This is a genomic window from Pedobacter nototheniae, from assembly GCF_004335085.1.
Classification (GTDB): domain Bacteria; phylum Bacteroidota; class Bacteroidia; order Sphingobacteriales; family Sphingobacteriaceae; genus Pedobacter; species Pedobacter nototheniae.
The window spans coordinates 51751-66100 of the sequence record NZ_RQRS01000010.1; the positions used below are offsets into that span (position 1 = coordinate 51751).

The 14350-nt window shown below is 35.1% G+C and carries 11 protein-coding genes; 5 read left to right on the forward strand and 6 right to left on the reverse strand.

The window, feature by feature from the left end:
- The first annotated feature begins 187 nt into the window (after positions 1 to 187).
- Together EHC72_RS10410 and thrC are read left to right on the forward strand one after the other, a co-directional pair.
- The gene (locus EHC72_RS10410; RefSeq protein WP_246029417.1) at positions 188 to 1177 is read left to right on the forward strand and encodes a homoserine kinase; all 990 of its coding nucleotides are present in this window, start codon (positions 188 to 190) and stop codon (positions 1175 to 1177) included.
- Positions 1178 to 1235: 58 nt separating this feature from the next.
- Complete coding sequence (thrC, locus tag EHC72_RS10415) at positions 1236 to 2546, forward strand: threonine synthase (protein WP_131537633.1); 1311 nt, start codon at positions 1236 to 1238, stop codon at positions 2544 to 2546.
- 92 nt (positions 2547 to 2638) lie between these two features.
- On the opposite strand, the gene EHC72_RS10420 is transcribed toward thrC, so the two are convergent.
- From EHC72_RS10420 to EHC72_RS10445, 6 genes are all read right to left on the reverse strand, one after another.
- Positions 2639 to 4057 (reverse strand): sugar MFS transporter, encoded by a 1419-nt coding sequence (locus EHC72_RS10420; RefSeq protein WP_131537634.1) that lies wholly within the window; start codon positions 4055 to 4057, stop codon positions 2639 to 2641.
- A gap of 113 nt (positions 4058 to 4170) precedes the next feature.
- The gene (locus tag EHC72_RS10425; RefSeq protein ID WP_131537635.1) at positions 4171 to 5685 is read right to left on the reverse strand and encodes a glycoside hydrolase family 10 protein; all 1515 of its coding nucleotides are present in this window, start codon (positions 5683 to 5685) and stop codon (positions 4171 to 4173) included.
- 64 nt (positions 5686 to 5749) lie between these two features.
- On the reverse strand, positions 5750 to 6301 hold the full coding sequence (locus tag EHC72_RS10430; RefSeq protein ID WP_131537637.1) for a hypothetical protein: 552 nt from the start codon (positions 6299 to 6301) through the stop codon (positions 5750 to 5752).
- 159 nt (positions 6302 to 6460) lie between these two features.
- The gene (locus tag EHC72_RS10435; protein WP_131537638.1) at positions 6461 to 6880 is read right to left on the reverse strand and encodes a tail fiber domain-containing protein; all 420 of its coding nucleotides are present in this window, start codon (positions 6878 to 6880) and stop codon (positions 6461 to 6463) included.
- 55 nt (positions 6881 to 6935) lie between these two features.
- Entirely contained in the window at positions 6936 to 7250 is a 315-nt protein-coding gene (locus EHC72_RS10440; RefSeq protein ID WP_131537640.1) for a hypothetical protein, read from the reverse strand.
- 120 nt (positions 7251 to 7370) lie between these two features.
- Entirely contained in the window at positions 7371 to 8216 is an 846-nt protein-coding gene (locus EHC72_RS10445; RefSeq protein WP_131537641.1) for an AraC family transcriptional regulator, read from the reverse strand.
- 194 nt (positions 8217 to 8410) lie between these two features.
- On the opposite strand from EHC72_RS10445, the gene EHC72_RS10450 reads away from it, so the two are divergent.
- Genes EHC72_RS10450 through EHC72_RS10460 form a run of 3 tightly spaced genes read left to right on the forward strand, consistent with a single transcriptional unit; the run spans position 8411 to position 14336 of the window.
- Positions 8411 to 9658, forward strand: a complete 1248-nt coding sequence (locus EHC72_RS10450) for an MFS transporter (protein WP_131537642.1) — start codon at positions 8411 to 8413, stop codon at positions 9656 to 9658.
- Between the two features lie 16 nt (positions 9659 to 9674).
- Positions 9675 to 11222 carry an alpha,alpha-trehalase TreF gene (gene treF, locus EHC72_RS10455; RefSeq protein ID WP_131537643.1) on the forward strand — a complete coding sequence of 516 codons (1548 nt, stop codon included), beginning with the start codon at positions 9675 to 9677 and terminating at the stop codon, positions 11220 to 11222.
- A gap of 48 nt (positions 11223 to 11270) precedes the next feature.
- Positions 11271 to 14336 carry a SusC/RagA family TonB-linked outer membrane protein gene (locus EHC72_RS10460; RefSeq protein ID WP_246029418.1) on the forward strand — a complete coding sequence of 1022 codons (3066 nt, stop codon included), beginning with the start codon at positions 11271 to 11273 and terminating at the stop codon, positions 14334 to 14336.
- Positions 14337 to 14350: the final 14 nt, after the last annotated feature.

The following is a 14350-nucleotide window of genomic DNA, read 5'->3' on the forward strand; positions in this document are numbered from 1 at the left end:
ACGTTATTAAATGAATGTCCAGACTAATATTTCGGTAAAAGAAAACTTAAGTAAAGCAGAAAAGGAAGCTATTATAGTATTTGTGAGAATATCAGCTGGAAAACGAGAAAATGTCTGCTTTAAAAATAAAATGGGTGTGTAAAAAATAAACCTTGCCACCTTAAAAATATATTCTGAAAAGATAATAATGGAAGATAAATTAGAAATCAAACCAAAAGAAGAGTTGAAAAAAGCACCTATATATGCGCCTAAAAGCATAAAGGTTTTCGCACCTGCAACAGTAGCCAATGTGGTTTGCGGTTTTGATGTATTGGGCTTTGCTGTTAATGAACCAGGTGATGAAGTTGAAATGCGTTTAACAGATACACCAGGCGTAACGATAAAAAGAATTACTGGCGATGATGGCAGGTTGCCACTTGACGCTGCAAAAAACACGGTAAGCGCAAGTGTTCAGCATTACTTAAAACACATCAATCGATTAGATATTGGTGTAGAAATAGAATTGCATAAAAAAATGCCTATTGGTAGTGGCTTAGGCTCAAGCTCTGCAAGTACAGTAGCTGGTTTATTTGCCATAAATAAATTAATGGGTGATATATTAACCGCAAAAGAACTGGTACCCTTTGCCATGAAAGGCGAGGAATTGGCCTGTGGCTACGGTCATGCCGATAATGTTGCCCCTGCCCTGCTTGGCGGCTTCGTTTTAATAAGAAGTTACGAACCACTTGATGTAATTTCCTTACCAACGCCTAAGGGCATGTACGCCGCAATTGTTTATGCAGAGGTTGATGTACCAACAAAGGATGCCCGCCAAATGATTAGAAGTAAAGTACTTTTAAAAGATGCAGTAACCCAATGGGGAAATGTAGCAGGCTTGGTTAGTGGTTTATTTATGAATGATTTTGACTTAATCGGCAGAAGTATGAAAGATGTTTTAGTTGAACCTACACGCTCAATCCTAATCCCTGGTTTTGAAGAAATGAGAAGCCTTGCAATGGACAATGGTGCTATAGGTTTCGGTATTTCGGGCTCCGGTCCTTCTGTTTTTGCTTTAACAAAAGATGAAGAAACGGCTAAACGGATTACTAAAGCGCAGCAACAATACCTAAACAAAATCAATATAAACAGCAAAGCTTATGTTTCTTCGGTAAATGCTGAAGGCCCAAGAGTATTGTAAAAAGCGGTAAGATTAAAGCGTACAAACCTAAGCCTTACCCACAAACCTTAACGATAAAATGAAACTATATTCAACTAACGATACAACTTTACGTGTTTCTTTTAAAGAGGCCGTTTTTAACAGCATGCCGCAGGATAAAGGCTTATATATGCCGGTAGAAATTCCGCAGCTTGATGCAGATTTCATTCAAAACATTGAACAATATTCCTTACCAGAAATTGCTTATAAAGTAGCTTCAGCGTTGCTTAAAGATGAAATTCCAGCTGATGATTTAAAAGCCCTTGTAAATGACGCTATTAATTTTGAAGCCCCAGCTGTTAAGCTCGATGATAAAACTTTTGTACTGGAATTATTTCACGGACCATCCTTAGCCTTTAAAGATTTTGGCGCCCGTTTTATGAGCAGGATAATGGCTTATTTTCTTAAAGATGGAGAACAATTATTGGATGTTTTAGTGGCTACTTCTGGCGATACCGGTGGCGCTGTAGCACTTGGCTTTTTAGGCGTTCCAAATACCCGTGTAACAATTCTTTATCCTGAAGGTAAGGTTAGCCCCATACAAGAACTTCAACTTACCACCAACGGGCAAAATATACGTGCTATTGAGGTAAAAGGTACTTTTGATGATTGCCAGGCTTTAGTAAAGCAAGCTTTTGCTGATGATGATTTGAATGCAAAATTTAGGTTAACATCTGCTAATTCTATTAATATTTCGAGGTTAATTCCGCAAACTTTCTACTATTTTAACACCTACGCACAGTTAAAAAAGCAAGGTATACGTGATGTTATCTTTTCTGTACCAAGTGGAAATTTTGGTAATATTGGCGCTGGTTTATTAGCCTACAAATTAGGTTTACCTGTTAAACAATTTATTGCCGCAACCAACGTAAATGATACTGTCCCTCGTTTTTTAGAAACTGGCATTTACCAAACAAAACCATCGGTGCAAACTTATGCCAATGCCATGGATGTTGGTGCACCAAGCAATTGGGTACGCATTATGGATTTATTTAAACAGGATTTAGAAGCATTAAAAAAAGTGGTTACTTCTTATCGCTTTAACGATGAAGAAACACTTGAAGCTATTAAAGAAATCTACGCTAAATATAATTATGTTGCTTGTCCGCATACAGCTATTGCGTATTTAGCGATTAAACAATTTAGAAAAGAAAATCCTGAAGATAATAGTGCATCCGTTTTCTTATCTACAGCTCACGCATGCAAATTCCCTGATATTTTTCCGGAGGATTTAACCGCTAAAATAGAAATCCCTGAGCAGGTAAAAGCTTTAGAAAGCAAGCCTAAACATGCAGATAAACTTGGAGTAGATTTTGAAGGTTTTAAAGGTTATCTGTTAGGTAAAGCTTAGAAACTTTAATTACAAAATTGCCTGTGATGCTGGCATTAATAGAGTTATATCGAAACAAAAAAGGTCAGGAATAATTCCTGACCTTTTCTTTTTTAGTGACCAGATTTCATGCTGGTTACTTCTATATTTTTTAATCTTTTCGAGCAATAAATCCCGAAGTATAAAATAAACAGGTAACAAACCAAAGGTAAAACGAATGAGTGGTGAACGCCAATTTTATCGGCAATTGCAGCTTGAATAAGTGGCATAATTGCGCCACCTAAAATAGCCATAACCAATAATGAAGAGCCCTGACTGGTGTAGCTTCCCAATTTGGCAATTGCTAAAGTATAGATGTTGGAGAACATAATTGAGTTAAAAATTCCGATTCCCAAAATGCTGTACATTGCAATATCTCCTTTATTAACCATTGCAGAAACAAGTAATAATACGTTAACGGCTGAAAATATAGCCAAAGTTCTGGCAGGTGCTGATTTCCCGATTAGGAAAGCAATAAAGTTTAATGCTATAAAAACAAGAAAGAAACTGATTTGTGCAAAGGTTAAGCTTACAATGCTGAAAATTAAGGCGAATACTAAAATTCCCGTTCCAAGCATATAAATAGTCTTTTTAGTTTGGCTTAAAGTGTGGTTAAGTGAAATTGAGCCTACAAAACGACCAATCATTGCACCGCCCCAATAAAGTGAAAGATAATTTTTACTAATTACTTCATCAAAGCCTTTAATCTCTTTTAATAAGCTAATGATAAAACTTCCGACGGCAACCTCTGCTCCAACGTAACAGAATATGGCAACTATCCCAAGTTTTAAGTGCGTAAATTTTAGAACGCCAAAACCTTTAACTTTCTCATCTTCATCTGCTTTGAAGGATGGCAATTTTACATAAAAAATCAATAAAGCAACTAACAACAGTATACCGGCAAATATTAGATATGGAATACGTGTTGCTGATGCACTAAAACTTCCATCTGGTTCAGAAAATAATTCGAAAATTAAGTGTCCTCCTAAAATTGGGGCTATCGTTGTACCGAATGCATTAAAAGCCTGAGTTAAATTTAAACGGCTTGATGCGCTATCCTCCGGCCCTAAAAGTGATACATAGGCGTTTGCCGTAATTTGTAAGACCGTAAAACCTAAGCCTAAAACAAATAAGGCACCCAAAAATAATGGATAAACGGAATAAGTTGCCGCAGGATAAAATAGCACACAACCTACAGCCGCCAAAACAATTCCGAAGAGAATACCTTTTTTATAGCCTACTTTATTAATCGGATCGCCTTTGGTATAGGAAATGATGAAATAAATCAATGAGCCTATAAAATAAGCACCAAAGAAACAAAACTGAACCATTAAGGAACCAACATAACTCAGTTTAAAAAGCTCTTTCAGGTAAGGAATTAAAATATCATTCATGCAGGTTATAAAACCCCACATAAAAAATAAAAGTGTAATGGTAATTAGAGGAACGGCGTAATTTGTCTTAGTCTTGCTTTCGGCAATTGAGTTATTCATTATTCTTATTAGTATTTATTGCCGTAAAACTACCGAATAAACCCGTTTAAGCTATTATAAACCACAGATTAGTTACCACTATACATTGTTAATTTAACATCTTGCTGACTATATTATGGCAGAACAGTCATGATTTCGATTTTACTTTCATTCCCTGTTCTATCTACAGCGCTTACCGCAATATTTTTAAGCTCAATTTTATTGCTGATTTTCCCTGAAGTATACACGGCTGCTTTAGGCACTAATAAAAATTTACTTTTAGCATTTAAAATGGTATAAGTCCACTGGTCGCCATATTGGCTATAAACAATATATCTAAAAACATCGCTTTCATTTCTGGGTGTCCACTTTAAGTAAACATCATTTTCTTTAAGTTCGATATTAACTTTTGGTTCGGCAGGTGCACGATCATCCAGCCATGGCGATGCAGGCACCAAAGCATCTTGTTTGTAAGGCCCTTTCAATAAATCGTTGCGTAAACTTTCGTGTTTGGTTAATGCGCCAATACTCCAATGAACTGCCCCAGGACTTTTAGGTAAAATCCCTCTGGTAATCATAATTTCATTGATGATTTCGTCGCTATTTTTTTCTCCACCACCAATTCCACTATTCATCCCTGGCCATAAATGCCTTTGTTTGGTGTTTTCAGATTGCCACCAAGCCAATAAAACGGGAAAACTTTGCGGTATATTATTAATTTGCCAATACAGTTGCGGTGTAAAATAATCTATCCAGCCTTCATTTAACCATAGTTTTGCATCGGCATAAAGTTTATCGTATTGATCGTAACCTTTAATAGATTCAGGATATCCTGGTCGCCAAATTCCGAATGGGCTAATTCCAAATTTTACATATTTTTTCTCTGCCTTTATGGTTTTATAAATTCTTTTAATGAACGTATTTACACCTTCTCTGCGCCAATCTCCTCTTGATAATTTGCCTCCCTCTTTTTGATATTCTGCATAACTTGCATCATCTGGAAAATCTGCTCCACCGTTATATTCATCATATGGATAAAAATAATCGTCGAAATGTACACCATCAATATCGTAGCGCTTAACAATATCCTTAACCACTTCAGCAGACAAATCTTGCGTTCCTTTTTTAGAAGGATCGAGCCACCAATACCCTTGCTTAAGCTTATAAACTAATTCTGGGTGCTTTTTAACAACTGATAAAGGGCCTGGTTCTCCGCCAGCAATATGATGGGCACGATATGGGTTTAACCAAACATGTAATTCTAAACCTCGCTCATGTGCCGCATTTATCCAAAACTCCAAAGGGTCATAATAAGGATCTGGTGCTTTGCCTTGTATACCTGTAAGAAAGTAAGACCAAGGTTCCAAATCACTTTTATAAAAAGCATCGGCCTGCGGGCGAACTTGAAAAATTACCGCATTAAAATGATTAATCTTAAGCATATCAAGCAAGGCTAAAGCTTCATCTTGCTGTTGTTTTGTACTTAAACCGGGCTTACTGGGCCAGTTAATATTAGCGACAGAAGCAACCCAAGCAGCCCGAAATTCTCTTTCAACCTTTGGTAAAACTGGTGCTGGTAGTTGTTGAGCATAAATATTTACACAAACAATAAGTAGAACTAAACAGGAAAGAAAATTTTTAAAGCGCATAATATTTAAATGAATCTTAAACTTAGCTCATTTTGTTTAATTGGAAACCATTATGTTAAACATTTTACCTTTTATCAAGCTTATTCCAATAATCCAAAACCTCTGTTTTAACACTTTCCGGTAAACCAGCAAAATTCTCGCTTTGGCTTTTCTTACCATCTGAAGTTTCTGAAAGGGTATAAGTTTCATTTTTATGAAAAAGAAGAAGATTTACGGATAACTGCTTTTTAAACTCAGCATCATGAAAACTGTATATAAAAAAAGCATCTACTTGTTTATCTTTATCTGCATCGCTAAACCCTTTTCTGGCACCCCAAACACTTATCACGCCATTATGGGTAATGATTTTTTCTTGAGCCAACTTCCAGGTATCTCCTATTTTAGTAAACTTTTCTGCATATAAAGTATCTGGATTACGGCCTGCAGGGACTTTAGAAAAAACAAAAATGTTTTTGGAAGATCCATCATCTATCCGATCAACCATCATTGCTCTTGTTCCCTTAAACTTAAATGGAGCATTTTTTAAATCACTCACATTCATTGCAATGGAGGTGATTTGCGCTTTGGAATAACTAAAAAAAACGCAAAGAATTAAAGAGGCGATAATTTTTTTCATAATCTATTTTTATTGAAGCTACAGAATATTTGTGAAGGTAAAAACCATTTATTTTATAATAGCACTGGAGGTAAATTCAGTATTTATCGCCACAGAAACATAAAATTTCAGAAATATTCTGTGATGATTGTATTTCTGTGGCAGATAAAATAAAATGGCTTATTTAGATTTTTGCGTTTTTAGCGCTTCAACCTCTCTTTTTAATTCTTCTATTTGCTTTTGTTGCTCTTTAATACTTCCAACTAAAAGTGGAATTAAACTTTGGTAATCTACTGTTGAAATGGTAGCTGTTTTAAAAGCATTTTTACCTGATGTATAATCTTTTGCCCGTTTAGAAACTAAAGCCGGCAATACTTTTTGAACATCTGCAGGAATAAACCCAAATTGAGAATCAGGATTTAATTTCAATTTTTCTGCCCATTGCTTCTCATAATTAAAGCTTACAGGCTCTAATTGCGACACCAATGAAATTGAATTATTAATAGGTTGAATATTATTTTGCACAACCTCTTGTGCACTAATTTTTAAGGATGCGGAAATTAAAAATACCGCAAAACAGAAAGAAATTGCTCGTTTCATTTTATTGTTTTTTTAAGTAAATAATTTAGTATTCTCTTTATTAAAAAAGGAAGATTTAATAGCTTGCTTTACCTGATGGAGGAGGCGTTAAAACCTCAGGTATATAAGTTGGATTAAAAACGTTGTAATATATTTCTTGATTCTTTATCGGTTGTTTCTGTAAGGCAAAACTCGTGTTGCTAAGAAAATAATCATCATACCAGCCCGTTTCAATTTTAGTTTCTTTTTCTTCAGCACTATCGTTATTTAAAGAAATATACTGGGTTGATTTACTAGATAAGCTTAAATAAGCAGACATTCCGCTTGCCTTAATTAATAAAGTAAGGGTAAAACAGAATATCAGAAGGTACTTAAACTTGCTTAAATTCATATTTACAAATATAAAGCCTAATCCTTAAACAGTTATAAATATCACATGGTTTTTAAGTCATCTTATAAAAAACATCCTGTTTACTAATTTTATAATATCCAACAATAAAGATCCGTGTACTTAGTTTTCTTTTCTAAATTCTGAAGGTGTTTTACTGATAATTTTTCTAAAAATTTTATTAAAGTACGTTACATTATTAAAGCCACATTCAAAGCAAATTTGCGCTATGGTTTTATCCTGTAATAAAAGTAAGCAGGCTTTCTGAATTCTGTACCGATTAACAAATTCTGTAAAAGTTATTTGGGTAGTTTTTTTAAAATAATTGCAAAAAGACGGGACAGAAATATTCACCAAATCGGCAACTTCTTTTATATCAATATCTTTTTGATAGTAGCTTTCTACATAGGTAAATATTTTCTGCAACCTGGAGCGGTGCTTACTAATTAAGTTTGCAACAATGGGTTGTTCGTTCAAAAAATCGTAGGTATTGTCGTTTGCCAGTACACTAAAAACCTCCAGCAATGCAATCATCTTCTCAAAGGGTTTCATATCAATCATTGCAATGAGTTTTGCTTTAATTTCAGCCTTAACCTCACCATTAAATTTTATTCCATGTTTAGATCGCTCAATTAAACCAGCAATACTTTTCATTTCCGGAAAAGCTTTTAATAAGTCATCGAGTACTTCGGGCTTAATCTGCACAACAATTTCTTCGTGGGGATCTCTGGCATTTAATCCAAACCCAGAGTGAGGAACATTAGACCCGATAAATACCAAATCACCTTCTTCATAAACACTCAAATGAGAACCAACATGTCGGGTTCCTGCCCCTTCAAAAACACAAACCAATTCATACTCGGGATGATAATGATATTCCCAAACAAATTCCTTGGTGGGCTTATTTTGATGTAAAAATCTAAAGGATGAATTTTGATCAGCCTTAATAATTTCATAATGTATTTTCATTGCCCAAAATAATTTAAATTAAATGATCCGCTTAAGAGGTTTCATCGCTATTAAGACTATAATCTTTAATATTACCAATTAATTATTAATATAGTTAAACAAATAATGAATAGAGGATAATTTGATTTTGTAAAGAATCTACATTTTTGTTTAGAACTAACAAACTACTTTTTAACCAAATATTTCTTGACCAAATGGAATTTTTAAAGATAAAAATTTCTGTACTAATCAATTACCTCTTGTTTGGGGTGCTTTTGAATAGTGTAGGCACTGTAATTCTTCAGTCGCAAAGGTATTATAGGGTTTCGGCCTCATCAGCTTCTATTTTAGAAGCTTTTAAAGATATAACCATTGCACTGGTTTCGTTTTTAGTAGCTTCTTTTATAACAAGAATTGGTTACAAAAAATCAATGCAAATAGGGCTTGCCGCTGTTGCTATTGCCTGTTTTGTTATTCCATCCTTAAAAACATTTATTGCTATTAAAATATTGTTCGCTATTACCGGAGCCAGCTTTGCATTAATTAAAATATCGGTATTTGGAAGTATAGGTTTAATTACCAAAAGTGAAAAAGAGCATATCAGCTTCATGAATTTTATCGAAAGCTTTTTTATGGTTGGGATTTTATCTGGTTATTTTCTATTCAGCTATTTTATTGATGATGCAGATGCAAGTTCTTCCCGCTGGTTTCAAGTTTATTATTTAATAGGCTTACTGTATGTTATTGCCTTAACGTTATTAACCTTATCGCCTTTAAACGAATCCGAAATAAAACCTGAAAAGGGATTAAGTTCAAGTCAATCCTTTATAAACATGTTTAAATTGCTCATGTTGCCATTGGTTGTTTCATTTATTGCATGTGCTTTTTTATATGTTTTAATAGAGCAAAGCATTATGAGCTGGTTACCGAGTTTTAATAATAAAGTGCTACATCTACCCTCGTCATTTAGTATTCTTATAGCTAGTATATTGGCAGGTACTACAGCTTTAGGGCGCTTTTTTGCCGGCTTGGTATTAAAAAAAATATCATGGTACGTATGCCTCGGGGCCTGTTTACTTGCCGCTACAATATTGGTGCTTATTACTATGCCATTGGCAGCAAATACCATACAGCACAATGTTGTAAGCTGGAAGGATATTCCGCTGGTAGCCTATATTTTCCCATTAATAGGTTTTTTTCTGGCACCAATTTACCCAGCCATTAATTCTCTTGTTTTGGCTTCGTTACCTAAAAACCAACATGCAGCAATGGCAGGGCTTATTGTAATTTTTTCTGCTTTGGGTGGTACTTTGGGATCGCTAATTACAGGCAACATTTTTCAATATTATGGCGGTAAAGAAGCCTTTTATTTCTCCCTGCTCCCTTTGGCAATCCTCGCTGTAGCACTTATATTTTTTAATAAACAAAAAAAAACGGTGGTAATCAATTTAATTAAAGATTAACTGCAACCTATTTTATATGCAATCCAACTTACTTTATATAGAAGATTTAGAGGAACTGTTCTTCGATGTACAAACACAAAGAATTTTTTCCGACCAAAAGGTTTTTCCCGATTGTGTACCAAAATTTACTGCAGATAAGATTATAGAAAAATATCGTTTGCAAAAAAATGAAGTTGGATTTAATCTATTAGATTTTTTAAAGGAAACCTTTTTTCTTCCCGAAAAATTAAAGCTTAGTGCTGATGTGCGTACCACTACAGTACTGGAGCATATTAATAATTTGTGGGATAAACTTATCCGTGAGCCTGTTGATGAATACAGTAGTTTGATTAATTTACCCTTTAAATTTGTGGTACCAGGCGGTCGTTTTAGAGAGTTATTTTATTGGGATAGCTATTTTACAATGCTTGGCTTACAGGTATCGGGCCGTATTGATTTAATTGAGAGCATGATTGATAATTTTGCATTTTTAATTAATGAATATGATTTTATTCCTAACGGAACGAGAAGTTATTTTTTAAGTCGCTCGCAACCCCCATTTTTTTCTTTGATGATTGAGTTGCTTGTAGAGGAAAAAGGTGAATTGAACCTGATTAGGTATTTACCAGAACTGAAAAAAGAGTATAATTTCTGGATGCAGGGAAGCGAAGAATTGGATTGCACCAATAATGCCGCCTCACATACGGTGATGCTACCAGGTGGCGAAATTTTGAACCGTTACTGGGATAAACTCAATACACCGAGGCCTGAGGGTTATTTCGAAGATTTAGAAGTTTTCGATAGTGCCCTAGGTGATAAAACAGATTTATACCGCAACATTAGGGCAGCTTGTACCTCAGGATGGGATTTTTCTGGCCGTTGGTTTGAAAATCCTCAAGATATCACCAGCATAAAAACCATCGATTTAATTCCCGTTGATTTAAACTGCTTACTATGGCATTTAGAATACACCATTGCAAGAGCCTCCAAGTTTGCAGGCTTTTATGATGAGTATTTAATATTTATTCAAAAATCAAATAATCGTTTGGCTGCTATAAAAAAATACTTATGGAACAACCAGCGAGAAGCATATCTGGATTACGATTTTAAAAAGAATCAATCTTCCGATACATTAAGTTTAGCAACCATGTTTCCATTATTTTTTGGCATTGCTACCAAGCTTGAAGCCAACGCCATAATTAAGCATATTGAGCGTGATTTTTTAAAACCTGGAGGACTAATTACCACCACTTTGCTTACGGGCCAACAATGGGATGCACCAAATGGGTGGGCGCCACTGCAATGGATAGCACTTTTGGGGGTTAAAAATTATGGCGCAAATGGCTTGGCAAAAAATATCAGCAAAAACTGGCTCAGCACAGTGGATAGAGTGTTTAATAAAACCGGAAAAATTATGGAGAAATATAACGTAACCGATGTTTCGCTGGAAGCTGGAGGAGGCGAATATCCAAATCAGGATGGCTTCGGCTGGACGAACGGTGTTTACCTAAAAATGAATGCAGAGGAAATTAATTTAAATATAAACCTTAAAACAACTGGTATGACAGAAAACAACCCGATTTAAGCTCTAAAATTATCATAAAAACTATTAACTAAAACCAAATATTAAACCATGAGAACCACTTTACCAATGAACCATTGGTTTGTTCAACTGAATAAACCTAAATTGTATGCGTTAAAAATGCTGGCTATGCTAAGTTTTTTTATACTGCTCAATTTTAATGTATTTGCTCAAACAATTGTTAAAGGAATTGTTTATGACGCTGATAAAACACCCATGGTTGGTGCCACTATTCAAGTAGCTGGAACCAATACCAGAACTCAGGCAGATGCCGAAGGAAAATTTTCCATATCGGTACCCTCTGGTTCAGCCAAATTAGTAATCACTTTTGTTGGCTATCAATCACAAACGGTAAGTGTTAACAACCAAAGCATTGTTAATGTAACCTTGCAAACAACCAATAATTTAGAAGGTATTACAGTAGTAGGTTATGCATCAGTAAAGAAAAGTGATTTAACAGGTGCCGCTACTACGATTTCTGCTAAAGATTTTAACAAAGGGCCATTAACCTCTCCAGATCAATTATTGCAAGGTAAGGTAGCCGGTGTACAAATGACAAATAATAGTGGTCAACCGGGGGGCGCATCTACAGTACACATTAGAGGTAACTCTGCCATAACAGGCACAGGGCAACCTTTATATGTGGTAGATGGGGTAGCTTTGGATGATCGTTCAGCAAGACCATCAACCAATCAGGGTGTTGGTGGCTTATCTGCCAGTGCAGGAACAGGTACCACTCCAGATGGAAACCCTTTAAACTTTATTAATCCTGCAGATATTGAAACCATGGAGATTTTAAAGGATGCATCTGCAACAGCTATTTATGGTTCGCGGGCTGCATATGGTGTAGTTTTAATTACAACAAAAAGAGGTAAAACGGGCGAAACTAAAATTGATGTAAGTGCATCGGTAGGTATAAGTAACATTGCCCGTAAAATTGATGTATTAAATGCTGACGAATACCGTTCGGCACTTAAAAAATATAGCTTAACCAGCGGCGATTTTGGCAGCAACGGTAACGCTTTGGATGCCATAACACAAACGGGTTATAACCAAAATTATTCTTTAGGCATTAGCGGCGGTACTAACGGAAATACTTACCGGGCATCTCTTGGCTATCAGGATCAAAAAGGCATTATTAAAACCAGTGGCTTTAAAAAATATAGCGCAGGTTTTAATGGTAATTTTAAATTTTTAGAAAGTAAAAAGCTTGGGCTCGATGTAAACATGATTAGTAGCCAGTATTTAGAAAACTTGGCACCAATTACTACCGATGCTGGTTTTCAAGGAAGCGTAATCAGCCAGGCTTTGGCTTGGAATCCAACTCAATCATTATATAATGCTGATGGCAGCCTTTTTATCGATCAGGGGTCAACGATAATTAATCCTTTAGCAGCACTTGCTGCAAATAGCGATAAATCAAAAGTATCAACCATTTTGGGGAGTATTTCTCCTTACTATAAAATTACGCCTTGGTTAGAATATCGTATGTTAGTGAGTGTAAATTATAGTGCTGGTATCAGACGGTCATCTACCCGCAGTTTCCTTAATTTACAAGGTATAGCTGCCGATCCTGCCAATGGAGCACCAGGCGGATTTGCCAGTTTAGCTACCACAGAATTAATTACCCAACAGTTTACAAACACGCTAAATTTTAATAAAGAAATTGTTAGTAAGCTAAATTTAAATGCTGTTATTGGTTATGAGTATTCAAATTTCATAAATAAAGGTGCAATTAATACTGCAACAGGTTTTGGTGAATTACCTGGTGATTATACAGATTTCTTTGCCGCTACAAACCCTGCCAACCGCACATTTGTAACCTATAACGATCCTACTACTGAATTGCAATCTTATTTTGCAAGAGCCATATTAAACTATGATAGTAAATATATTTTAACCGCAACGGTAAGGGCAGATGGATCTACCAGATTCGGAAGTAATAATAAATATGGCTATTTCCCTTCTTTTGCCGCAGCATGGAATATTAAAAACGAAAATTTCCTTAAAGATGCCAGTTGGTTAAGTCAGTTAAAATTAAGAGTTGGTTATGGAGAAACCGGTAATCAAGGTTTTCCATCAGGTGCATCACAACAACGTTATAGCGTTATTTATTATGGAAAAGACGGAATTGCAACACAAAACAAAGGCTTAAATAATCAAAATAATAACTTAAAATGGCAAGCAGATAAACAAACAAATGTTGGTGTCGACTTTGCCTTTTTAGGTAGTAAAATTACAGGCTCAATTGATTACTTTAATAAAAAGACAACTGATTTATTGTTTCCACAAATTGCCTTTGTGCCAGCAGAAACTGGAAATGTACCTACATGGACAAATTTAGACGGCCAAATTATTAATAAGGGTGTTGAATTAAGTATAAATGCAAACATTGTAAATAATGATAATTTCTCATGGTCAATGGGTGGAAATGCAACTTACATTAAAAATAAGGTACAAAACCTAACAGGGATTATTAAAACCGGATCATTAAACGGCCAAGGTTTAAGTGGCGTTAATACGGAAGTAATTCAAAATGGACTGCCTTTATTTGCTATGGTAACCAGAAAATATAATGGTTTAGATGCGAGTGGATTTTCACTTTATACAGATGATGGTTTTACTAAATATTATGTTGGCAATCCAAACCCAAAGGTTATTATGGGAATAAGCACCAATTTAAACTATAAAAAACTTTCATTTACAGCTAATTTCAATGGCGCCTTTGGTCAGGATATTTATAATAACACCGCTAATTCTGTATTACCTATATCTAATTTGGGCACACGTAATGTTGCATCTGCACTGTTGAGTTCTCCAATACAAGAATCATTAGCTAATCCTGTTGCTGCATCCTCAAGATATATCGAAAAGGGCAATTATATTAAACTTGCTAATGCTACGTTGAACTATAATTTTGGCAATATTGGTAAATCTATCAAGGCATTAAATGTTTATGTGAATGGGCAAAACCTTTTTGTGATTACTAAATATACTGGTTTCGATCCTGAGGTTAATGTTAACAAAAGTATAAATGGTGTTCCATCTGCAGGTATAGATTACAACGCTTATCCAACTGCAAGAACATTTAATTTCGGTGTTAATTTTTCTCTTTAATCATTTTTAACTGC